22 protein-coding genes are annotated in these 22,523 nt (G+C 30.6%); 9 read left to right on the plus strand and 13 right to left on the minus strand.

Annotated elements, in window-relative coordinates:
- Positions 1-85 precede the first annotated feature (85 nt).
- A complete protein-coding gene (locus Q1A15_RS12630) occupies positions 86-1,144 on the plus strand; it encodes a hypothetical protein (protein WP_299624275.1) in 1,059 nt (352 codons plus the stop codon).
- 101 nt (positions 1,145-1,245) lie between these two features.
- Here the strand turns inward: Q1A15_RS12630 and Q1A15_RS12635 are convergent, their stop codons facing one another.
- The 5 genes from Q1A15_RS12635 to mtaB all read right to left on the minus strand — a co-directional run bounded on the left by Q1A15_RS12635 (position 1,246) and on the right by mtaB (position 5,751).
- Positions 1,246-1,476 (minus strand): hypothetical protein, encoded by a 231-nt coding sequence (locus Q1A15_RS12635; protein WP_299624277.1) that lies wholly within the window; start codon positions 1,474-1,476, stop codon positions 1,246-1,248.
- A gap of 507 nt (positions 1,477-1,983) precedes the next feature.
- Entirely contained in the window at positions 1,984-2,928 is a 945-nt protein-coding gene (locus tag Q1A15_RS12640) for a lytic transglycosylase domain-containing protein (RefSeq protein WP_299624279.1), read from the minus strand.
- 13 nt (positions 2,929-2,941) lie between these two features.
- Positions 2,942-3,622 (minus strand): alpha/beta hydrolase, encoded by a 681-nt coding sequence (locus Q1A15_RS12645; protein ID WP_299624282.1) that lies wholly within the window; start codon positions 3,620-3,622, stop codon positions 2,942-2,944.
- Between the two features lie 9 nt (positions 3,623-3,631).
- On the minus strand, positions 3,632-4,372 hold the full coding sequence (locus Q1A15_RS12650) for a DUF6438 domain-containing protein (RefSeq protein WP_299624284.1): 741 nt from the start codon (positions 4,370-4,372) through the stop codon (positions 3,632-3,634).
- Between the two features lie 44 nt (positions 4,373-4,416).
- Positions 4,417-5,751, minus strand: a complete 1,335-nt coding sequence (mtaB, locus tag Q1A15_RS12655) for a tRNA (N(6)-L-threonylcarbamoyladenosine(37)-C(2))-methylthiotransferase MtaB (protein WP_299624287.1) — start codon at positions 5,749-5,751, stop codon at positions 4,417-4,419.
- A gap of 40 nt (positions 5,752-5,791) precedes the next feature.
- Between mtaB and Q1A15_RS12660 the strand changes: the two genes are divergently transcribed.
- From Q1A15_RS12660 to Q1A15_RS12685, 6 genes are all read left to right on the plus strand, one after another.
- Entirely contained in the window at positions 5,792-6,292 is a 501-nt protein-coding gene (locus Q1A15_RS12660) for a GNAT family N-acetyltransferase (protein ID WP_299624290.1), read from the plus strand.
- Positions 6,289-6,606, plus strand: coding sequence for an antibiotic biosynthesis monooxygenase (locus tag Q1A15_RS12665; RefSeq protein WP_299624293.1), 318 nt, complete (start codon positions 6,289-6,291; stop codon positions 6,604-6,606). The genes Q1A15_RS12660 and Q1A15_RS12665 overlap by 4 nt, the downstream gene beginning before the upstream one ends.
- Entirely contained in the window at positions 6,590-8,188 is a 1,599-nt protein-coding gene (locus tag Q1A15_RS12670) for an ABC transporter substrate-binding protein (protein ID WP_299624296.1), read from the plus strand. Before Q1A15_RS12665 ends, Q1A15_RS12670 begins: the two co-directional genes overlap by 17 nt.
- Positions 8,189-8,357: 169 nt before the next feature.
- Complete coding sequence (locus Q1A15_RS12675) at positions 8,358-11,600, plus strand: M36 family metallopeptidase (protein WP_299624299.1); 3,243 nt, start codon at positions 8,358-8,360, stop codon at positions 11,598-11,600.
- 224 nt (positions 11,601-11,824) lie between these two features.
- Entirely contained in the window at positions 11,825-12,973 is a 1,149-nt protein-coding gene (locus Q1A15_RS12680) for a BtaA family protein (protein ID WP_299624302.1), read from the plus strand.
- Between the two features lie 6 nt (positions 12,974-12,979).
- Complete coding sequence (locus Q1A15_RS12685) at positions 12,980-13,618, plus strand: class I SAM-dependent methyltransferase (protein ID WP_299624306.1); 639 nt, start codon at positions 12,980-12,982, stop codon at positions 13,616-13,618.
- Here the strand turns inward: Q1A15_RS12685 and Q1A15_RS12690 are convergent.
- The 8 genes from Q1A15_RS12690 to Q1A15_RS12725 form a co-directional block, all read right to left on the minus strand.
- On the minus strand, positions 13,615-14,754 hold the full coding sequence (locus tag Q1A15_RS12690) for a geranylgeranyl reductase family protein (protein WP_299624311.1): 1,140 nt from the start codon (positions 14,752-14,754) through the stop codon (positions 13,615-13,617). The two genes, Q1A15_RS12685 and Q1A15_RS12690, sit on opposite strands and share 4 nt — an antisense overlap.
- 36 nt (positions 14,755-14,790) lie before the next feature.
- Positions 14,791-15,813 carry an endonuclease/exonuclease/phosphatase family protein gene (locus tag Q1A15_RS12695; protein WP_299624315.1) on the minus strand — a complete coding sequence of 341 codons (1,023 nt, stop codon included), beginning with the start codon at positions 15,811-15,813 and terminating at the stop codon, positions 14,791-14,793.
- 5 nt (positions 15,814-15,818) lie between these two features.
- Positions 15,819-16,673, minus strand: coding sequence for a rhomboid family intramembrane serine protease (locus tag Q1A15_RS12700; protein WP_299624318.1), 855 nt, complete (start codon positions 16,671-16,673; stop codon positions 15,819-15,821).
- Positions 16,674-17,405, minus strand: coding sequence for a rhomboid family intramembrane serine protease (locus Q1A15_RS12705; RefSeq protein ID WP_299624321.1), 732 nt, complete (start codon positions 17,403-17,405; stop codon positions 16,674-16,676). It lies immediately after the preceding gene.
- A gap of 2 nt (positions 17,406-17,407) precedes the next feature.
- Complete coding sequence (gene mutL, locus Q1A15_RS12710) at positions 17,408-19,255, minus strand: DNA mismatch repair endonuclease MutL (RefSeq protein ID WP_299624325.1); 1,848 nt, start codon at positions 19,253-19,255, stop codon at positions 17,408-17,410.
- 12 nt (positions 19,256-19,267) lie between these two features.
- Entirely contained in the window at positions 19,268-19,567 is a 300-nt protein-coding gene (locus Q1A15_RS12715; RefSeq protein ID WP_299624328.1) for a hypothetical protein, read from the minus strand.
- 161 nt (positions 19,568-19,728) lie between these two features.
- Entirely contained in the window at positions 19,729-20,235 is a 507-nt protein-coding gene (gene ribH, locus Q1A15_RS12720; RefSeq protein WP_299624331.1) for a 6,7-dimethyl-8-ribityllumazine synthase, read from the minus strand.
- A 5-nt stretch (positions 20,236-20,240) separates the two neighbouring features.
- Positions 20,241-21,029: a tetratricopeptide repeat protein gene (locus Q1A15_RS12725; RefSeq protein WP_299624334.1), complete on the minus strand. Its 789-nt coding sequence runs from the start codon at positions 21,027-21,029 to the stop codon at positions 20,241-20,243.
- A 101-nt stretch (positions 21,030-21,130) separates the two neighbouring features.
- On the opposite strand from Q1A15_RS12725, the gene Q1A15_RS12730 reads away from it, so the two are divergent.
- Together Q1A15_RS12730 and Q1A15_RS12735 are read left to right on the plus strand one after the other, a co-directional pair.
- Positions 21,131-22,210, plus strand: coding sequence for a DNA replication/repair protein RecF (locus Q1A15_RS12730; protein WP_299624337.1), 1,080 nt, complete (start codon positions 21,131-21,133; stop codon positions 22,208-22,210).
- Between the two features lie 3 nt (positions 22,211-22,213).
- Positions 22,214-22,510 (plus strand): DUF721 domain-containing protein, encoded by a 297-nt coding sequence (locus tag Q1A15_RS12735; RefSeq protein ID WP_299624340.1) that lies wholly within the window; start codon positions 22,214-22,216, stop codon positions 22,508-22,510.
- The last annotated feature ends 13 nt before the right edge of the window (positions 22,511-22,523 follow it).

The raw sequence follows: 22,523 nt of genomic DNA on the forward strand, positions 1-22,523 counted from the left end.
TAATTACTTATGTAATAATTCTTTTTGTTCTTATTGAATTGTTATATTTGGCAAAAATAATTGTCAACTTCAAAAAATTTTAATTATGAAAAAACTATGTTTTTTGGCATTAGCAATATTTGCTAGTGTTTACATTACTTCATGTAGTAGCGATTCTTCACCAACCACAGGAAATGAAGAAGTAGCAGAACAACAAAATGCTTTAGAAGAAAATAAAACTCCAGTATCAATTTTAGAAGAAGGAATTGCTATATCTGGAGCAGTAAAAGAAACAGGAACTCCACCTACGCCAACTGGAAACTTAGATTTTCAAGTGAATTCAGAATTAAAAACAGGTTTTCAAGGTTCTGGTTTTGAAATCAAGTTTAGTTCTAATGATAACGTAGCCGGAGCTTATATTAGATTTAAAGACAGTGATGGAAATGCTACAGATTCTTATTACGATGTTCCTTCATCTTCTTTTTCAAACAGAGTAGCTAGTAGAAATTCAAACTTCAAAAGTACATTAGCATTAGGTAGAAATTCAGTTTCTAGTAGAACTGATGATGAAACTACAATCAATGTAAATTTAGAGAACACTGTGCCGGCAGGAGAGTTCTGTTATGAAATTTGTATTTACGACGAAAATAATAATATTAGTCAAATACAAACAGTATGTGTAACTATTGAAGCTTGGGGAGGAAACGCTTCTATTGTAGGAGAGTGGGTTCCTGAAAACTTTGCTGATGGAGAAGCTACGGAAATTACATGTGCAAATGGAAATACAATTACTGTAGATTATGAAGAGCAAAGTGAATCTATTGGTTATGTTAGTTTTAAAGAAGATGGTTCATTTGAAGATCATTTTAAATTAAGTTTTAAACCTTTAAATTATGATGCTACAAGGGCTAGTTGCTCACCAGTATATCAAGATCTTATAGAAGAAGAATTTAAAGGAAAAGGAAATTGGGCATTTAATGAAGATGATAATTCATTAACGGTAATTTACTTTAGTCTTTCGGGTTCAGACGGTACTGAATTTTTTGAATTCGGAGATGTTATTGTAGATGGATTATATATTAAAGAAGTGACTTCAGATGTATTAGTATTAGAGCAAAGAAACGATTTTGTAGATAATACTGAAATACGTTTAAGAAGAAGATAGTAAAGAAAACTATATAAAAGATAAGAGCGTCTATTATTAATAGACGCTCTTTTATGTTTAATTAAGTTACTTTGTTAGAAATAACTTAACTATTATTGTTGTTAGCAATCAACTACACAAGCATCGTTTACTACGCTTCCATAACATCTTCCTCCTGGGAAAAAAGGATTTGATGTAGGATATGAGCAAGCTCTTCCACAAGAATTAGGTCCTCTTTCTAATACGAAGTTAGAACTTGGGGGACAAGGATTTTTTAATCCAAAACCTCCACTAATACTTTGTTGTTCTGCTTTGTTTAATGATTTTCCTAAATTTAAGATTGATTTTTTCATAATACTTTGAATTTTTAAAATTTATTTTCCCTTGAGCATTTATAGACATTCAAGGCGTATGTCTGTTATCACGAAAATTTCTTTGGTTGTCTTAGCTAATTATTTTTGAGTAATAGCAGAATGAATTAATGCTATATGTAAAAAGGAAAATAAATTGTTTTTCCTAGCTATTTTTCTCATCTCAAATTTATAAAGTGTTTGATGAAAAACAGAGGTTTACGGCTGTCCATAAAAGAAAAAGTATATACTTTTTATAAAATGTCGCTTAGAATTCTTGCTTATTTTGTTTGAAAGAAATAAGATTAGTTATTCAAGATTTTTTCCGGAAGTAAAGATTTTACGTAGGCTACGATTTTATAAAGAGGAGAATTTAATTCCGAAACATAAAAAAACACATAGCTAAAAACTTATACTGAATAAGATGATTAACTATGTGTGATTTTTTATAAAATGATGCGATTTTAAATGATAAATTGATAAAAATCGTATCGATTTAATAAGAAAAAATTAAATAACTGGTATCTTAATTATATATTCTTTCTTAGTCTTGTTATTTAGTTTGGTTTCTCTCAACCATGGATTAACTAATTTTAATTGCTTATAGGTAATGTTGTACTGCTTAGCGAAATCTGCTAAATCAGAGATTGGGTAATCTACCAATATCTCTTTTACATTTGGGTAAGTATATAAATCTTCTTGATCAAATACAAAACCGTATTTTTTAGGGTTTGTCATGATCTCTTTAAGAGCAAGAATTCTAAAAACATATCTTCCAGTTTCAGGATTTAATAAAAGATCGTAATAATTACTTACTTTTTGTTCCTTTAAACGTTTAGAAATTCTTCCGTTACCAGCATTGTATCCTGCAGCGGCTAAAGTCCAACTACCAAATTTATTTTTAGCTTTTTTTAAATACTCAGCAGCTACTTTTGTAGATAATTTAAGATTGTAACGTTCGTCTACGTTTGTGTTAATTTCTAATCCGTATTCTTTTCCAGTTCGTGGCATAAAGTGCCAATATCCAGCAGCTCCTTTGTAAGAAGGTACTTGTATTAAAGCGCTTTCAGCAACACATAAATACTTAAAATCATCTGGTAAACCGTATTCTTTTAATAATGGTTCAATTAAAGGAAAAAATTTATTAGCTCTTTTCATAAGTAATAAACCATTCGATTGCCAATAAGTATTTACTAATAATTCTCGATCTAATCTTTCTTGGATATCAAGTTGATTTAAAGGAACTGGTTCTCCAGCAAATTCCATACTCTTAGGAAGTTTTACCGCTTTTACTTCATACAAGTCACTAACATTCTTCTTGAGTTTTACTATGCTACTGTCTTTTGTTGAAACTGCTTCTTTTTTGGAAACCTTCGGATTAGTTAAGTTTAATAAAAGAAAGCCTATACTTAAAAAAGATAAGACGTAAAAAATGCGGAATAACTTTACCTTCATATGTTGTTTATTTTTAGCTTGAAGCTGCTACAGTACTAGAACAAACCTTTTCTAAAATGGTAGAAATAGTTTTAGCTTTATTCAAAATCATAATATGTGTACCATTATCAACTTCAATTGAGTTTTTAATGTGTTTTATAGGAAATACTTCATCTTTATTTCCATGGATATGAACGATGTCTTCTAATTCATAATCTTGTTCCCAATTTAAAACATTATGAATCGCCCATTGTAAATAATCTGCATCTCTAATAGAAAGATACATTTTATATAATTCTGCTCTTTTCTTTAGAAAGTCTCCGAAGAATAAATGCTCGTAATCTTCAATGTTCTCAACAATTTTAGTCGGAAATAATTTATAAGCCTTAGTCTTTTGCGCTAATTTTAATCGAACAGGTAATTCGTTATTACTTTTCATACTAGAAATTATAATAACTTTTTCGCAAGACATTTGCTTACTCATTTCTTGAACCATTACACCGCCAAAAGAAACACCAATTAAAATCGGATTTTCATGTTTAATAAAGCTACACATACGTTTTGCATAACTCTCAATAGTTTCTTCAACAGATAATGGCAAAATCCATTCCAAAAAGTGGACTTCAAATTTTTCTTCAGGTAGCTTTATATACTCAAAAATCTTTGTATTTGCTGCTAAACCAGGAACAAAATACAATTGAGTTTTATTTTCCATATTATTTTTTTATTCAAATAGTTTCTTTTTCAATAAAACACCTTCTATATACTCGTGTAAATCCATAAGTTCTTCAGGAACTTCATCATTCCATAAACGAACTTGTACTTGTTTACCATCGTGTAAAATATAAGTGCTAGGTAAATCCATGATATTTGGATTATCATAAACATCTTTAAAAGATGAAAATTTATTTTTTGCTAGTTTTTCAGAAAGTTGTTTAAACTCATCATCAGAAAGTTTAAATTCTTTAACACCTTCTACTAAAACGTATTGTTTTCCATTAAAAGTTACTTGTCCTTCTTTATCTATAGAAACATTATATGATGGGCAATCACCAAAACATCCTGTTTTTCGTAAAGCAATTAAAGTGTTTTCTTCTTTTTTTATTAAGTCTTTAACAATGTTCTTTGCGTTTACTTTTACATCTCTAAATTCGCTAGAAGATCCTAAAGCTTTTAACCAAAAATCATATTCATTATTCGGAATTTCTACAACAGCAATTTTAGACATTCCATTATCAAATACTTTCTTTTTCCAAGAAATACCACTGTTTTTTAAATATTCCTTTGTTTTATCTTCTCTAGTCGGATCGTTAAGAACTAATACCAATTGACGGTCATAAGATTCAGACGCTTCCTCTGTTATTTTATTGGTAGTTTCTTTTGTTGTTCCAGCTTTAGTAGCTTCTTCCTTTGGCGCTCCACAACTTAAAGCTAATAGAAAAATAGATAGATAAAATACCTTCATAATAGATTGTATTGAAATGTTTTTTGATTTTATGTGCAAACAATTTAATGAATAACTTCCGTATCAACAAAATCAAAACGTACTAATCCGTCTTCATCAATCTTCGTTAGTTTTACATTATGAATAGTATTTACTAACTCAGGATTCCAAGGTGCTTTTACTTTAACATAGTTTTCTGTAAAACCATGAATATATCCTTCTTTGTTTTCTCCTTCAAAAAGCACAGACAATGTATTTCCTATTTGACTCTCATAGAAAGCTCTACGTTTTTTAACTGAAAGTCCGCGTAACATTTTACTACGTTTTGCTCTAACGTTTTTAGGAACAACACCATCCATTTCAGCAGCTTCTGTATTTGCTCTTTCTGAATAAGTGAAAACATGTAAATAAGAAATATCTAATTCAGATAAATAATTATACGTTTCTAAGAAAAGTTCATCAGTTTCTCCTGGAAAACCAACAATAACATCAACACCAATACATGCATGAGGCATAACTTCATGTATTTTGGCAACACGATTCGTATACACTTTACGTAAGTAACGACGCTTCATCTTTTTTAGTAACTCATCGCTTCCTGATTGTAATGGAATATGGAAATGAGGAACAAAAGTGTCTGATTTAGAAACAAAGTCAATAGTTTCATCTTTAAGTAAGTTAGGTTCGATAGATGAAATTCGAAGTCTATGTATTCCTTCAACTTTATCTAATGCTTGAACCAATTCTAAAAATGTATGTTCGTGTTTTTTGTTTCCAAACTCACCTTTTCCATAATCACCAATATTAACACCAGTAAGTACAATTTCCTTAATTCCTCTTTCAGAAATCTCTTTAGCATTTTTTAAAACATTTTCTAAAGTGTCACTTCTGGAAATTCCTCTAGCTAAAGGAATTGTACAATAGGTGCATTTGTAATCACATCCGTCTTGTACCTTTAAGAAAGCACGAGTTCTGTCTCCAATAGAATAAGAACCAACATAAAAGTCAGCATCTTCTATTTCGCACGAATGTACTTCACCAACATTATTTTTTGTTAAATCGTTAATATAACTAGTTACATTAAACTTTTCGGTAGCACCCAAAACTAAGTCAACACCATCTACAGCGGCTAATTCTTCAGGCTTAAGTTGGGCATAACAACCTACAGCAATTAAAAAAGCTTCATCGTTTTTTTTCAGCGCAGACTTAACAATTGTCTTAAATCTTTTGTCAGCATTATCTGTTACAGAGCAAGTGTTAATTACATATATATCAGCTTCTTCTTCAAATTCAACACGTTCAAAACCTTCGTTTACAAAGTTTCTTGCAATAGTTGAAGTTTCAGAAAAATTTAGTTTACAACCTAATGTATAAAAAGCTACTTTTTTTTCCGCATTCATTCTTGTACATTTAACCAATTGCAAAAGTACAATATTGAAAATGATTTTTGAAACTGAAAGACTAGAAGTTAGATATCTTAAAATAGAAGATATTGAAGGATATTATAAATTACAAAGTGATCCTTTAGTTTTGAAATATGCTACAGGCGAAGTAGATACTTATGAAGGAATTGAACAGAACTTAAAAGAAGTTATAGCAAAATATACATTACCGAATAACGATTTCTGGATTTATGCAATTGAAGATAAAAAAACTAAGATTTTTTTAGGGACATTAGCATTAGTAAAAGATGAACAAAATGAAGATGAAATAGGGTATCGATTTATTAGAGAATATTGGGGGAATGGATACGGATACGAAATTTGTGAAGGATTAATAGCGTATGCTAAACAAATAAAAATGACCAAGCTAATTGGTAATGTTGTGAATGAAAACATAGCTTCAGCAAAAATCTTAGAAAAATTAAATTTTAAACCAGTACATCAGTTTGTAAGCAAAGACATTGGCTTACCTGAAACTAAATACGAATTGAAATTATGATTGCCAAAATTTTCGCAGCTCCCTATTATGCCGTAATATTTACAACAATATTAACTGACGATATTGAAGGATATCAAGAAATGGCTGAAAAAATGGATGAATTAGCTAAACAACAAGAAGGTTATTTGGGTATAGAGTCTGCACGAAGTGAAATTGGTATTACAGTTTCCTATTGGAAAAGTTTAGAAGCTATTTCTAAATGGAAAAACAATGTAGAGCATACGTATGCCAGAGAATTAGGAAGACAAAAATGGTACAAACAGTATCAATTAAGAATTTGTAAAGTAGAGCGAGAATATGGCTTTGAGAAATAGTGTAATACTATTGTTATTGATTTTGTGTTCGTGTAAAACGAAGAAAACTAAATTTAAAGATCATGAAGTTTTTCGATATAACGAACATTCAAATATAGCTTCTTTAGATCCAGCTTTTGCTAAAGATCAACCCAATATATGGGCTACACATCAGTTATTTAATGGTTTAGTTCAATTAGATGATAATTTAAATGTTCAACCAGATATAGCCAAAGAATGGAATATCTCTGAAGATGGTAAAACTTATACGTTTTCATTACGAAAAGATGTTTTATTTCATAAGCATGTTTTATTTGGAGAAAAGAAAACGAGAAATGTTACTGCACAAGATTTTGAGTATTCATTTAATAGATTATTAGATCCTAAAGTGGCTTCACCAGGAAGATGGGTATTACAACATGTAGATCGATTTAAAGCAATTAATGATACTTTGTTTAAGATTGATTTGAAACAACCTTTTCCGCCTTTCTTAGGATTATTAAGTATGAAATATTGTTCTGTAGTTCCAAAAGAAGCAATCGATTATTTTAAAAATGATTTTAGAAGTAATCCAATTGGTACAGGGCCTTTTCATTTTAAACTTTGGGTAGAAAACACAAAGTTGGTATTACGAAAGAATAACGATTATTACGAAAAAGATGAAAAAGGAGTTTCATTACCTTATTTAGAAGCTGTAGCTGTTACTTTTTTACCAGATAAACAAAGTGAATTCTTACAGTTTATTCAAGGGAATCTAGATTTTATGAAAAGCTTAGATGCGTCTTACAAAGATGAAATTTTAGCGACAGATGGAACTTTACAAGAAAAATATAAAGACAAAGTAAATATGCAAAAGGGAGCATATTTAAATACTGAATATCTTGGTGTGTATGTCGATGTAGAAGAAAATTACCCTACGAAATCAAAATTGATTAGAAAAGCAATGAATTATGGTTTCAATAGAGTTAAGATGATGAAGTTTTTAAGGAACAATATCGGAACTCCAGCTTTACATGGATTTATACCTAAAGGATTACCTTCTTTTACAAACGCTAAAGGGTATACTTATGCACCTGAAAAAGCAAAAAGTTTAGTACAACAGTTTAAAAAAGAAACTAATGTTAAAGAAGTTAATATTACCATAAGTACAAATAGTAATTATTTAGATTTATGTGAATTTATTCAAAGAGAACTTCAAAATATTGGTTTAAAAGTGAATGTAGAAGTAATTTTACCTTCAACTTTGCGTCAAGGTAAAGCCAATGGAAAATTACCAATATTTAGAGCTAGTTGGATAGCAGATTACCCTGATGCAGAAAATTACTTATCATTATTTTACAGCAAAAACTTTACGCCTAACGGACCAAATTATACACATTTTAAGAATAATACTTTCGATGCGCTTTATGAAGAATCTGTAAAAGAAACAGATAATGTTAAGCGTTATAAGTTATATACTAAAATGGATAGTATTTTAATTGAAGAGGCCCCTGTAGTTCCATTATATTATGATGAGGTTATTCGTTTTTCTCAAAAAAATGTAAAAGGCCTTGGTATTAATCCTATTGATTTGTTGAATTTGAAAAAAGTTAATAAAAGCTAGATTGTTTTATTTTTTAAAAGTTTATTTAACACTTAGTTTGTTTAATTTTTAAATTTTTATGTTAAAATAAAACAAAATTTACGTTTTCGTTAATTTGGATTTGTAATTTTTATTAAGGGTTTGATTTTGATAACTTTAGAACAGTTAACCTTTCAAAATCAAATACAAAATGAAAAAAATCTACATTACTGTAGTGCTATTTCTTGTGCTACAGTTAAGTTACTCCCAAAATTCAAGTAAAGATTTAAATGTTTTAGATAAGCATTTTAAATCACTTCAAAAAAAGAGCGAAGATTCACCTTCCGATTACGCAGAGTGGAGAGTTACAAGTACTGCTTCCTCACTTAAAAAAGGACTTACACATTATTATGTTACTCAGTTTCATAAAGGTATTCCTATTGTAAATGCAACTAGTAATCTTTCAGTTTTTAACAGCAAAGTAAACTTTGAGAAAAATCAATTTATTACTGGGTTAGAAGCAAAGATTCCTAAACAAAGAGGTGGTGGAATTACAGAAGCAGCAGCGATTAATTCTGTAATTCGTTCACACAATTTAAAGCCTGCACAACGTTTAGTAAAAGCATTAAGTCGTTCATCAGATGGTGTTAGTGTTAGTAATTATACGAATACTGGTATCACTCAAGACAATGAGCCAATTACAGTAAAAAAAGTATATGTTTCTCATAATGGAAAAATCCATTTATGTTGGAATGTAACTTTATATGAAGAAGGCGGACAAAACTGGTGGAATAGTTTTGTTGATGCTTCTACAGGTAAGGTTGTTGTTGAAGATAACTGGGTAATTTCTTGTAGTTTTGGTGGACATGAACATAATCATGTTATCAAACACAAAGAAGAAATTAAGGAAGAAGAGAATCATGTTATGGCTCCTTATGCAGACAAATCTATGATGTTTGCTCCAGATTCTTACAATGTTTATCCAATGCCGTTAATTAATCCAGATGATGGAGGTAGAAGTATTATTACCAATCCAGCGAATACTACAGCTTCTCCTTTCGGATGGCATGATACTAACGGAGCAGCAGGAGCAGAATTTACAATTACTAGAGGTAATAATGTTTGGGCTCAAGAAGATGCAAATGGAAATAACGGAACTGGAGCTTCTCCAAGTGGTGGTTCTAGTTTAGATTTTGATTTTCCAGTAAATTTAAATCAAGCTCCTAGTTCATACAGAGATGCTTCAACTACAAACTTATTCTATTGGAATAATATTATGCACGATGTATGGTATCAATATGGTTTCGATGAAGCAAGTGGTAACTTCCAAGAAAATAACTACGGAAAAGGTGGTGCAGGAAGCGATTCTGTAAATGCAGATTCTCAAGATGGTAGTGGAACTAATAATGCAAATTTTGGTACTCCACCAGATGGAAGTAATCCAAGAATGCAAATGTTCCTATGGAATAGAACAAATCCAGGTAGAGACGGTTCTTTTGATAATATTATTATCGCACATGAGTATGGTCATGGTATTTCTACACGATTAGTAGGAGGTAGGAATTCAAATGTACTTGGTGGTTCTGAGCAAATGGGTGAAGGTTGGTCTGATTGGTTCGGATTAATGTTAACTATGAAAGCCGGAGACCAAGGTTCGGATAGAAGAGGAGTTGGTACTTATGTATTAGGACAAGGATTAGATGGTTTAGGAATTAGACCAACTGTATATTCTACAGATAGATCTTTAAATGATACAGATTATGCCGATATTGGAAGTTTAGCTAGACCGCATGGTGTTGGATATGCTTTCGCAACTATTTTATGGGATATGACTTGGTTGTTAATTGATCAAGAAGGATTCGATCCAGATTTCTATAACGGAACAGGAGGGAATAATATAGCAATGGCTTTAGTAATTGAAGGATTAAAGAATACAGCTGCAAATCCTGGTTTTGTTTCTGGTCGTGATGGAATTTTACAAGCAGATCAAGATTTATATGGAGGTCAGTATAGTTGTTTAATTTGGAAAGCTTTTGCTGAAAGAGGAGTTGGAGAAGGTGCAAATGAGAATAACAATGGTGGTTCTAATGGTCAAACAGATCAGACAGTTTCTTTTACGAATCCATGTGATGGAGGAAATCCTACACCAACAGATTGTACTACAACTGTAAACACTTTCCCTTATAGTGAAAGCTTCGAAACTAATGATGGTTGGACACAAGTTACTGGTGATGATGGAAACTGGGTAAGAGATGCTAACGGAACACCATCTAACGGGACTGGACCTAGCACTGGAGCAGATGGAAATTTCTATATGTTCTTAGAAGCTTCTACAAATGGAAGTACAGGACAAATAGGAAGTAATGCTACAGCAATTTTATTAAGTCCGTGTTATGATTTAACAACGTTAACTTCGGCAACATTCTCATTTAGTAATCATATGTTTGGAACTAGTGTAGGTTCATTAAGATTAGAAGCTTCAACTGATGGTTCTACATGGACAAGTATTTGGAATCAATCTGGAAATCAAGGTGATCAATGGAATGCTGTAAATGTTAATTTAGCTTCTTATTTAGGAGAAAGTTCAGTGAGATTACGATTCGTTGGAACTACAGGTACAAGTTGGTCTAGTGATATAGCTATTGATGCTATTTCATTATCTGCTGGCGGAACAGATCCAGACCCAGATCCAGGTTGTAGTGCTTTAAATTTTAATGATTTTACAATTAACTCATTCTCGAATCAAGATTCAGCTGGAGATTTTTCAATAGGAACAAGTGGAGCATCAATAACGTTAACTAATAATACTTGGAAATATATTCCATTAAATTATACAGTTACTGCGAATACTGTAATAGAATTTGAGTTTAGTAGTACTTCTCAAGGAGAAATTCATGGTATTGGTTTCGAAGATGATAATACGTTAACATCTACACGTTACTTCAAAGTGCATGGTACTCAAAATTATGGTATTACTAATTTTGATAATTATTCTAGTGGAACGACCACGTACGTGATTCCTGTTGGAGATTCGTATACAGGAACTATGGACCGTTTAGTGTTTATTAATGATAACGATTCTGGTTCTGGTAATAATTCTACTTTCGCAAATGTTCGAATTTATGAAGGAACATGTTCAAGTTCTGCTGCTGTAGTAGAAAATCAATTTGGAACTAGAGTAGATGTGTTAGGAGATGAAGATGAAGGTATATTAGCTTCATTAACTATTGCACCAAATCCTGTTCAAAAAGGATATTTACTAAAGTTAATCGGTACGGATAAAGATTTAACAAACACAACATATACTATTGTAAATATGTTAGGTCAAGTAATCGAGAAATCTGCTTTAGAAAATAAAAGAACAATTAATATTGATCGATTTGAGTCAGGAGTTTATATACTTAGACTCGAAAACGAATATACTAAGGTGAATAAACGATTTATTATTAAATAGTTTATAAAGGACTAATTATTAAAACCTCTTGATTTTTCAAGAGGTTTTTTTATGGTTGAACTTTAGTTTAAAAATGAAGTTTTTTTAATTAAAGGTTAAGAAAAAGATTTAAAAGAATTTCATGTTTCATTTATTTACAATAGCATCATAATAACTTAATTGTAAGATTCTCTTTAGTTTAAAAACGGAAAGTATTTTTATGAAACTTTCAATAAATTAAAAAAATGAATCAATTACAAAACTGGTTTTTCCATCAAATACACGGAAAAAAATTAATCTATAATACTTGCTGGGAAGATCCGCGTTGCGATCGAGAATTATTGAAGTTAGATCATAATAGTAAGCTTGTTATGATTACAAGTGCTGGAGATAATTTATTAGATTATCTATTAGACGAACCTGCTGAAATTTATTCTGTAGATATGAATTTCAGACAAAATGCTCTTTTAGAATTAAAGCGAAGTATGTTAGAATTTGGTGATTATGAATCGTTATTTCAATTTTTTGGAGAAGGGAATCATGTAGAAGCAAAATCTTATTACGAACAAAACTTACGAGATAAGTTACCTGAATACGCTCAAAAATATTGGGATGAGCACATTCGTTATTTTCAAGGAAAAGGAAAAAGGAATTCTTTTTATTACCGAGGAGCATCAGGAGTGTTAGCGTATTTATGCAGAAGATATTTATACACGAGTAAAAAAATAAAACAGAATTTAGAATACTTTATGGCTTCAAGTAATTTGAAGCAACAAGAGAGTTATTACACAATTCTAGAAGAAAAGATATTCAATCCTTTTATTTCATTGTTACTGAATAATCATTTTACCATGTATTTAGCAGGTGTGCCGAAAGCACAACAAGCTTTAATACAAGAAAGTTATGCAGGAGGAAATGTAGCCTACATTAGAGAATCACTTCGAAATGTATTTACGCAATTAGATATTGGTGATAATTATTTTTATCAAGTGTATTTGAAAGGTTTTTATACCAAAGAATGCTGTCCAGAATATTTAAAACAAGAAAACTTTACAAAATTACAAAAACATCAAAGTAAAGCTCGTAGTTACACAACTACGTTGAGTGGTTTTTTAAAGGAAAATCCAGGTGATTATTCTCATTATGTACTTTTAGATCATCAAGATTGGCTTGCTGCTAATAATGTACCTGCTTTAGAAGAAGAGTGGGAGTTGATTTTGAAAAACAGTAAACCAGGAACTAGAATTTTAATGCGATCTGCAGCTAAAAGAATTGATTTCTTTCCGGATTTTATAAAAGATAAAATTGATTTTGATTACGAATTATCAAATCGATTACATAAAGAAGACAGAGTAGGAACGTATGCAAGTGTGTATTTAGGAATTGTAAAGTAGTAGTTTATGAATGTAGAGAACTCAATTAAACAAAGCCAGTTAATTCAAAATTATTATAATTTTCAATCCACTATTTATGATGCTACTAGATGGTCGTTTCTTTTTGGAAGAAAATTAATTATTGATAAAATAGCTAAGGTAACTTCTCCAAAAGTTATTCTTGAAATAGGATGCGGAACAGGTTATAATTTGAAAAATCTAAGTAAAGTATTTTCTAATAGTAAGATTTTAGGTTTAGATGTTTCAAAAGATATGTTGAATATCGCTAAGAAAAAAGTAAAGGCAAACACGAATATTCAACTCATAGATGGTGCTTACGGAAATACGAATATTATAAATGAAAATGCGCCAGATGTAATTTTGTTTTCGTACACGTTAACTATGGTGAATCCGGAGTTTTCGGCAATGATAACTCAAGCATATGAAGATTTAAATCCAGGAGGATATATTGCTGTTGTAGATTTTTACAACTCAAAACATACGTGGTTTCGTAATCATATGGGAAATCATCACGTGCGAATGGAGAGTCACTTAACTCCAGTGTTAGAAGAAAAATTTGAAACTATAGATAATAGCGTCTATGAGGCTTATCTAGAAACATGGGAATATTTCACATACATCGGGAAGAAAAAAGAGTTAGTTTAAAAAACTAACTCTTTTACTTTTCTGGTGATTGCTTGTTTGATATCTGTAGGATACGATCTGTCTCCATGAAAAATATCTGCCATAGCATCACTAAAACGTTGTCCGTATTTCTTTAATAATATATTTCGAATCGTTTTTTGCTCGTAAAACCATTTCGCTAACCAAAGTCCTGTTTGAATCTCAGGAAGTAGTTTTTCATTCAGTTTCTCAAGGTATAACTCTTTAGCCTTATCTAAATTATTATTACTTTCACTAATAGCTTTAGCAGCTAAAACTCCACTATAAATAGCATTTGAAATTCCTTCAGCTGTAATTGGGTCAGCAAAACCTGCAGCATCACCAATTAAGAATACATTGTTTTTTACAAAACCATCTGTTCTTGGTGCGATAGGAATTTGAAATCCGTGTTGAGATTCTTTAATAATTGTATTAATACCAAGAGTTTTTAAGTATTCTTGGTAGTATTGTTTTAAATTGATTCTAGCCTTTTTTGTTGAAGCAACCCCCACAGATAAATGATTTTTCTTAGGGAAGCTCCAAGCATATCCATACGGAATAGCATCAATATCAAAACGAACACTGTCTTTTAATCTATTGAAATCCTCTTCAGGAACTTCTATTTCATATTCTAAAGCAGGAATTAATTTTCTAGTTTCTTCATTCCATCCAGCCATTTTTGCAGTCGGACTTAAAGCTCCATCAGCCGCAACAATAAAGTTAGCTGTGATTTCTTGTTTATCTGTTGTTAAAACAGTTTTATCGTTCTGAAAATCTAGAGAAATTAGTTTGTTGCCTTCAAGTAAAGTAACGCCTAGTTTTTTAGCTTCTTCTACAATTAAATTATCAAAAGAATCACGCATTATCATTGTAATAGTAGGATCTTTTCGAATTGTTTGAAAGTGAAGTTTACTTCCTAATAAAATATCTACAGTGTTAAACTCTCTTTCTACTACGCTGGCAATATCAAAAGGTAAATCTTTTCGTCCTCTGTACACAAAACCACCACCACAAGTTTTATAGCGTGGTAAAGTTTCTTTTTCAATAATTACAGTTGAAATTCCTTGTTTTGCCAAATGAAAAGCAGTAGAAGCACCTGATGGTCCACTTCCAATAACTGCGACTTCAAAATGTTTCATAAAGAGTAAATAAATTTTGTCGACTGCTAATATAAGCTATTCAAAATTTATTCGAGACATGATCGGGAAATGATCTGAGTATTTCGGAGTATAGGTCTTAAAATTATTAATTTTAGTAGTATTATCTGTTAAAATAAAGTCGATTCGCATTGGGAAAAAGTAGTTGAAGGATTTTCCAAAACCTTTACCAGCAACTTCAAAAGCATCCTTTTTTCCTTTACATAATTGTCGGTAAACCCAAGAGAAAGCCGTGTTATTAAAATCACCACAGATGACCTTTTTCTTAGTCCATTCTTTTTCGTGTTCTAAAAAAACTTCTACTTGAGAAGCCTGTTTTTTAAATCCGTTTTTTAAACGTCCAATTAACTTTTCAGAACTAGCTTCACCAAAGTTTTCCTTTTTCGGATTTAAGCGTAACGATTGTAAATGTAAATTATAAACACGAACGGTATCTTTATTTTTAACAATATCTATGTAAATAGCATTATTAGCACTTTTTTTAAAATCTAAAGAGCCTTTATTTATAATCTTATACTTAGAGAAAATAGCGAGTCCAAAATTGTTTTTCTTAGACTTTGGGACGTAATATGAATACGGATATTTTAAATTTCTTTTTTCTGAATGATGGTATTCTTGTATGGCTAAAATATCTGGATCTTTTTCTTTAATAAATGAAATGATTTTATCACTGATTCCTTTGTCTTCAATCCAATTATATAAATTGAACATTCTAACATTATAGCTCATCACTTTTACATCGCTATTACGAGCTGTATTTTTAGAAGAAAATTTTACAAAAGGAGGAAGAGAAATCCACCCTAAACACAAAACCAATCCTGATAATAAAAAATGCTTTCTTAATTTAAATATCCAATAGACACAGAAAATAACATTAGCAATAATTAAAAAAGGAACTGCCAAACTAGCTACTGAAAATACAGGAACTGTTTTAGGTGATATAAATGCTAAAAAATAAGATAAAAGTAAAGCTGTAGCTACAATAGAATTTATGAAGTACAGGAATTTATCTAAAAATGAATATTTCTTTTTCGTTGGCAACTTGCTTATTTTTTTCCTTGTTCAAACAGAAAATCTTTTTCTTCTTGACTTAATGAATCATATCCAGAATCTCCGATTTTCTCTAAGATTGTATCAATTTTTTTCTGATGTTCAGATTTTGTTCTGTACGGACCTTTAGGTGTAATCGTACTAGATCGATGTACAGTTTTTAATTTAGTTTTTTTCTTTTTTGTGGTTTTAAAAGAGAATAAATCCATCTCTTTATTTCCATAATATTTTACAAATAAGAATCCGAAAAGTGCGCCTCCTAAATGTGAAAAATGACCACCGCCATTTCCTCCAGATAAACTAATTAAATCCATTAGAATGAAAAATACAGCCAAGTGCCATACTTTAATGTAAACATTAATTAATGGAATACGAAGTTGATAGTTAGGTATATGTGTTGCTGTACCAATAATTATAGCAGAAACACCTGCAGATGCTCCAACAATTGGAGGTTTAGAACCGCTAAAAATAGGGAAGTAGTTCATGGCAATTAAAAAAGCCATTCCTCCAAATACAGTTCCTAATATGTAGAAATTCAAAAGTTGTTTATCAGAAAAATATTCAAGAAATAATCTTCCGAAAATGTATAACCACAAGCAATTGAATAAAATATGTCTAAAACCAGCGTGTAAAAAACCATAAGTAGCTAAAGACCATGGTCGAGTTAAAAATTTATTTAAATCAGAAGGTAAAGCAAACCATTCAGTTATAAAACTAGTTCTAGTACCATATAAACCAGAAAAAGAACCTAATAGTAAGCTTAAAATAAATACAGCTATGTTTATATAGATTAGTTTTTCGAGCATTGTTGCTGTTGAAAAACGTTGCTTTATGTTGTCTACAAATTCCATTTAATAATGTCTAAATTGATTTTTCTTCCAATACCAAGCAATTATAAAACCTATGATAGCTCCTCCGACGTGAGCAAAATGAGCTACATTTCCGATAGAGTATTTTGTAACTCCAAAAAATAAATCACCAAGTATCATTAAGGGAATGAAGTATTTTGCAGCTATCGGTACAGGGAAGAATATCATTGCTAATTTAGCATTAGGGAAAGCTAATCCAAAAGCAACTAAAACTCCATATACGGCACCAGAAGCTCCAACTGCTGGCATTTGATATAATAATACAATTTTACTGAATTGTTCTTGGGTTAAAACATTTGCTAATCTTTGATCTGTTGTACTACCAGATTCAAGTATTGAAATTATTTCAGAACTATTTAAACCTGCTGAAGTAAAAATTTCATAAATACCATTAAATTGATAGTAATTCACTAGTGTATAAATTAAACCTGCACCAATTCCAGCAGAGAAATAGAAAAATAAGAATTTATTTTTTCCCCACATTTGTTCTAATGGAGTTCCAAAAGCCCATAAACCGTACATATTAAAAAGGATATGAGGAAAGCTCCCGTGCATAAACATATGCGTAACATATTGCCAAAAGCCAAAATGATCGTTTTTTGGAAAATGTAATGCTAAAATATTAGTCAAGTCTAAATTCAAGAATTGAGGTGCAAAAAATAGAATAGCATTAATTATAATTAAGTGTTTTATTACAGGAGTGAGTTGTTGCATAATTAATTACTAAAAATATTATCAATTTCTTGTAAAGTTAAGGTTTTAAATGTTGGTTTTCCAAGGGGAGAAACACTAGGTTCTTTACAAGAAAATAAATTATTTACTAAAGTCTCTTGTTCTTTTACAGATAATACAGTTCCTGTTTTTATAGCTAAAGACTTTGCGAAAGATTTAGCCATAACATCATAATGACTAAAACTTGCATCAGGTACTTCTAGTTTTAAATCATCTAAAAGTTGTTCTAATATCAAACTAATCTGACTTTCAGAAATAGATGTAGGAATTCCTCCAATAACCACACTTTCTTTCGTGAATTCGTTGAAGACAAATCCTGCGCTTTCTAAATCTGATTTTATACTAAAAATCATTTCAATATCTGATGAAGAGAATGAAATGTTTATAGGGAATAATAATTGCTGACTATTAGCATCTTTAACTGTTATATTTGTTAAAAACTCTTCATACAATACTCGTTGATGTGCTAATGATTGATGAATTAAAACTACACCAGATTTAATAGTGCTTAAGATATATTTTTTTTGAATTTGAAAAGTTTTTCCTGTTTCGGTTTCTTTTTCACTTTCAAATAATTTTTCCTGAGAAACACTATCATAAGTGTTTACATACAATGACTCCCAAGAACCTGTATCACTTTTATAAGAAGTGTTAAAAGAAGGAGAACTAGGAGTGCTTTGCGTACTTGTTTTCTTAGGTGGAGCAGCGCTAACAGTATTGTTTTTAAAAGGGTTAAAGTCAGGGTCTACAGTTATTTTTGGTGTAGAAACCGCTGGTTTATCTTTAAATTGATACGGTGTGTCTAAGGTTGCATCTCTGTTAAAATCTAAAACAGGAGCAACACTATATTGTCCTAAACTATGTTTTACGGTTGCTCTTAAAATCGCATACAAAGCTTTTTCATTATCAAATTTCACTTCAGTTTTAGTTGGGTGAATATTGATATCGATTGTATTTGGTGGTACATCGAAATAAATGAAATATGTTGGGTGATATCCGTTTTCTAATAAACCATCAAAAGCATTATTTACAGCATGATTTAAATAAGAACTCTTAATAAATCGATCGTTTACAAAAAAGAACTGTTCACCTCTTTTTTTCTTAGCGTAAGAAGGTTTTGCAACAAAACCTCTAATTTTCATAATGTCTGTTTGCTCATCTAAAGGAACAAGTTTTTCATTCATTTTGTTACCGAAAATAGCAACAATACGCTTTCTTAAATTACTTTCTTTAAGATGATATACTTCATTTCCATTATGATGCAATTGAAATGCAATATCAGGATGAGCCATAGCAACACGTTGAAATTCATCAATAATATGTCGAGTTTCAACAGTGTCAGACTTCAAGAAGTTTCTACGAGCTGGAATATTGTAAAAAAGGTTTTTCACAGCTAAACTAGTTCCTTTAGCGGTAGAAACAACTTCTTGAGATATTACTTCACTTCCTTCAATTTTTATTGCAGTACCAACTTCTTCGTTATCTTGTTTCGTTTTTAATTCTACATGCGCAATAGCAGCAATAGATGCTAAAGCTTCACCTCTAAACCCTTTTGTATTTAGGTTAAATAAATCTTTAGCATCTTTAATTTTAGATGTTGCATGTCTTTCAAAACATAAACGAGCATCGGTAGTACTCATTCCTTTACCGTTATCGATAACTTGAATAAGTGTTTTACCAGCATCTTTTAATAAAAGTGTAATACTAGAAGCTCCAGCATCGATTGCGTTTTCTAAAAGCTCTTTTACAACCGAAGCAGGGCGTTGAACAACTTCACCAGCTGCAATTTGATTTGCAACATGATCGGGAAGTAATTGAATAATATCTGACATTAATTTTTTTTACTAAGAAAACTTGAGAATATAAGCAGCAATTCCAAATAGGATAGCTATGATTACTGCTATTCTTAAAGTTGAATTATAATCGGTACTAGATTTATTTTTTTTCCATGCATTTCTTAAATTACCTTTTTCGAAGGTAATTGTAATATCTTCTAAATCTTGGTGTTGTTGAGGTATAACCGCTTCAGAAGTATATTTATCTTCTAATTTTTTTAAACGTTCTTTTCTTTCGTCATAATAACGAGGTTTATAGTCAAAAACGTAATGAGATCGTGTCTTAAAAACTTTATTCCATCCAAACATAATAATTGATTTTTTAAATTTAATGTATCAATTCAAAAACCACACCAAATACATAAATCAAAATTACGGAATTAATGATAAGCTATCAAGCTGTGCTCATATTAAATTAAAAAAGCCAAGTAAACACTTGGCTTTTTTAACATATATTTTTATTCAAAAAGTTAAAATCCTACTGCGTTTTTTTTAACTCCTATATTTTTTAGCTCAGCCATTTTAACTGCAGCAACAGCACATTCTATTCCTTTGTTACCTAGTTTTCCACCAGAACGATCAATAGATTGTTGACGAGTATTGTCTGTTAATACACAAAAAATTACAGGAACATCATAAGCGATATTTAAATCTACTATTCCTTGTGTAACTCCTTCACAAACAAAATCAAAATGTTTTGTTTCTCCTTGGATAACGTTTCCAATAGCAATGATCGCATCTAACTTTTCAGTTTCGATCATTTTCTTACATCCGTACACTAATTCAAAACTTCCAGGGACATCCCAAGAAATAATGTTCTTTTTGTCAGCGCCACAATCAATAAGTGTGTCTATAGCACCTTGATGTAAATTTTTAGTTATTTCAGGGTTCCATTCAGAAACAACAATCCCAAATCGAAAATCTTTCGCATTTGGGATTGTGTTTTTATCGTAATAAGATAAGTTCGTAGTTGCCATATAATTTACTTAGCGTATTTAGCACTGTTTAAATACTTATCTATATCTCTACCGATTTGAGTAGTCGAATATTTTTCTTTTACAGTAGTGAAAAAAGCTAAAGCTTTATCGTGCTTTCCTAATTTCATTGCTGTTTGTCCTGCTTTAAATAAGAACATTGGAGTTGTAAACTCATTGTCTTTTTTGTTTGCAGCCTTTTCGTAATATTCTAAAGCTTCTTCTGGTTGGTTAATATCAGCAAAAGCGTCTCCAATTGCTCCTAAAGCAGTTGGACCTAATAATTCATCATCAGAAGTAAAATCACTTAAATACGAAATCGCATTTTGGTAATCTTTTTGTCTTAAGTAAGTGATACCTGCATAGTAATTTGCAATATTTCCAGCTTTAGTACCGCTAAAAGTTTTTGCGATATCTAAGAAACCGAATTTACCATCAGCACCACCATTTAAACCTAAATTGTATAAGCTATCTGCTTTAGCTCCTGCAGCTTTTTCAGCTTGATCAAAAAATGATCTTGGGTATGCTAACTCATTTGAAGCATTTACTTCGTTAGGTTCACCAACAAACTTGTTGAATGCTAAATAACCTAAAATAAGAACAGCTATCCCAACTAAACCAAAGAATAATGGACGACTATTTTTTTCGATCCATTGTTCAGATTTATTAGCAACTTCATCTAGTCCTTCAAACGTCTTTGCGACATCACTTTGTGACTCGTCAAATGTGTCTTCAATAACTTCTTCTACAACCTTTTCTTTCTTAGGTTTATATCCTCTCTTTTTATATGTTGCCATAATTCTTATAAAATTAGTGGCGCAAAAATAGTTTTTTTAATTGGATTTTAAAAGCCGATTTTTCGTTATTTTGCGTTTCCTGTCTGAAAACAAATGTAGTAGTGTATTTGCAGAAATTATCTTTAGTGAATTTTAAAAATATTGAAGCCCAAACTTTTAGTTTTGAAAAAAAGATTAATTGCTTTGTTGGGAACAATGGTGTAGGTAAAACAAATGTGCTTGATGCGATATATTATTTGTCTTTTGCTAAAAGTTATTTTAACCCTATAGCTGGACAAAATATTCGTCATCATCAAGATTTTTTTATGGTGGAAGGAGATTATTTAGTTCATGAAAGACAAGAAAAAATAATTTGTTCACTAAAAAGAGGTCAGAAGAAAGTACTGAAGAGAAATGGAAAAGTATATGATCGTTTTTCAGATCATATTGGTCAGTTTCCTTTAGTGATTATTTCACCTGCGGATAGAGATTTAATTATTGAAGGAAGTGAAACACGTCGTAAGTTTATAGATGGTGTTATTTCACAACAAGATAAAAAATATCTTTCCTCTTTAATAGCTTACAATAAGGTTTTAAATCAGCGAAATGCGTTGTTGAAGTTTTTCGCGGCAAATCGAACTTTTGATGAGTTAAACTTAAAAGTATATAACGAACAATTGGTTCAATATGGAGAAGAAATTCATTTAAAAAGAAAGGAGTTTTTAGAAAAATTTACACCAATTTTTAACAAGAAATATCAAGTAATTTCTAATGATAAAGAAGCGGTTAGCTTATCTTACAAAAGTCAGTTAAATACTGTTGAATTTTCTGAGTTATTAGATAATCAGCTAGAAAAAGATAGAGTTTTACAATATACATCTGCAGGGATTCATAAAGATGATTTAGTCTTTGGAATTGGAGAATATCCTATTAAAAAGTTTGGTTCTCAAGGACAACAAAAATCCTACTTAATAGCTTTAAAATTGGCGCAATTTGAATTCATAAAAAAACAATCAGAAATAACGCCTATATTGTTGTTAGATGATATATTTGACAAGTTAGATGAGCACAGAGTTGCTCAAATAGTAAACTTGGTGAATGATGATGAGTTTGGACAAATTTTTATTACTGATACTCATTTTGAGCGAACTGAGAATGTAGTTAAGTTGAGTAATAAACCGTATCAGATTTTTAATCTTTAAACTATGGCAAAGAGACAAAATAATAGTATTTCGATAAAAGATTTAATGGGAGCCTTTATTAAAGAAAATAAATTAGAAAAAGGTTTTCAAAAAATAAAAATAGAAGAAGCTTGGGAGAAGTTAATGGGACCAGGAGTACATTCATACACAAGTGAGGTAAAGCTTCAAAACGGAACTTTAATAGTACGATTAAATTCTTCGGTACTTAGAGAAGAGTTAAGTTATGGAAAAGAAAAAATAGTACGAATGATTAATGATGAAATGGGAGAAGAAACAGTGAAAAAACTTATGTTAGTTTAGTTTTTTTTAAAAA

This window comes from uncultured Tenacibaculum sp. (assembly GCF_947495995.1).
Taxonomy (GTDB): domain Bacteria; phylum Bacteroidota; class Bacteroidia; order Flavobacteriales; family Flavobacteriaceae; genus Polaribacter.

Coding starts and splice junctions, on each gene's coding strand:
- Q1A15_RS12630 (WP_299624275.1), top strand. CDS start 86: ATGAAAAAACTATGTTTTTTGGCATTAGCAATATTTGCTAGTGTTTAC.
- Q1A15_RS12635 (WP_299624277.1), bottom strand. CDS start 1,476: ATGAAAAAATCAATCTTAAATTTAGGAAAATCATTAAACAAAGCAGAA.
- Q1A15_RS12640 (WP_299624279.1), bottom strand. CDS start 2,928: ATGAAGGTAAAGTTATTCCGCATTTTTTACGTCTTATCTTTTTTAAGT.
- Q1A15_RS12645 (WP_299624282.1), bottom strand. CDS start 3,622: ATGGAAAATAAAACTCAATTGTATTTTGTTCCTGGTTTAGCAGCAAAT.
- Q1A15_RS12650 (WP_299624284.1), bottom strand. CDS start 4,372: ATGAAGGTATTTTATCTATCTATTTTTCTATTAGCTTTAAGTTGTGGA.
- mtaB (WP_299624287.1), bottom strand. CDS start 5,751: ATGAATGCGGAAAAAAAAGTAGCTTTTTATACATTAGGTTGTAAACTA.
- Q1A15_RS12660 (WP_299624290.1), top strand. CDS start 5,792: ATGATTTTTGAAACTGAAAGACTAGAAGTTAGATATCTTAAAATAGAA.
- Q1A15_RS12665 (WP_299624293.1), top strand. CDS start 6,289: ATGATTGCCAAAATTTTCGCAGCTCCCTATTATGCCGTAATATTTACA.
- Q1A15_RS12670 (WP_299624296.1), top strand. CDS start 6,590: ATGGCTTTGAGAAATAGTGTAATACTATTGTTATTGATTTTGTGTTCG.
- Q1A15_RS12675 (WP_299624299.1), top strand. CDS start 8,358: ATGAAAAAAATCTACATTACTGTAGTGCTATTTCTTGTGCTACAGTTA.
- Q1A15_RS12680 (WP_299624302.1), top strand. CDS start 11,825: ATGAATCAATTACAAAACTGGTTTTTCCATCAAATACACGGAAAAAAA.
- Q1A15_RS12685 (WP_299624306.1), top strand. CDS start 12,980: ATGAATGTAGAGAACTCAATTAAACAAAGCCAGTTAATTCAAAATTAT.
- Q1A15_RS12690 (WP_299624311.1), bottom strand. CDS start 14,754: ATGAAACATTTTGAAGTCGCAGTTATTGGAAGTGGACCATCAGGTGCT.
- Q1A15_RS12700 (WP_299624318.1), bottom strand. CDS start 16,673: ATGGAATTTGTAGACAACATAAAGCAACGTTTTTCAACAGCAACAATG.
- Q1A15_RS12705 (WP_299624321.1), bottom strand. CDS start 17,405: ATGCAACAACTCACTCCTGTAATAAAACACTTAATTATAATTAATGCT.
- mutL (WP_299624325.1), bottom strand. CDS start 19,255: ATGTCAGATATTATTCAATTACTTCCCGATCATGTTGCAAATCAAATT.
- Q1A15_RS12715 (WP_299624328.1), bottom strand. CDS start 19,567: ATGTTTGGATGGAATAAAGTTTTTAAGACACGATCTCATTACGTTTTT.
- ribH (WP_299624331.1), bottom strand. CDS start 20,235: ATGGCAACTACGAACTTATCTTATTACGATAAAAACACAATCCCAAAT.
- Q1A15_RS12725 (WP_299624334.1), bottom strand. CDS start 21,029: ATGGCAACATATAAAAAGAGAGGATATAAACCTAAGAAAGAAAAGGTT.
- Q1A15_RS12735 (WP_299624340.1), top strand. CDS start 22,214: ATGGCAAAGAGACAAAATAATAGTATTTCGATAAAAGATTTAATGGGA.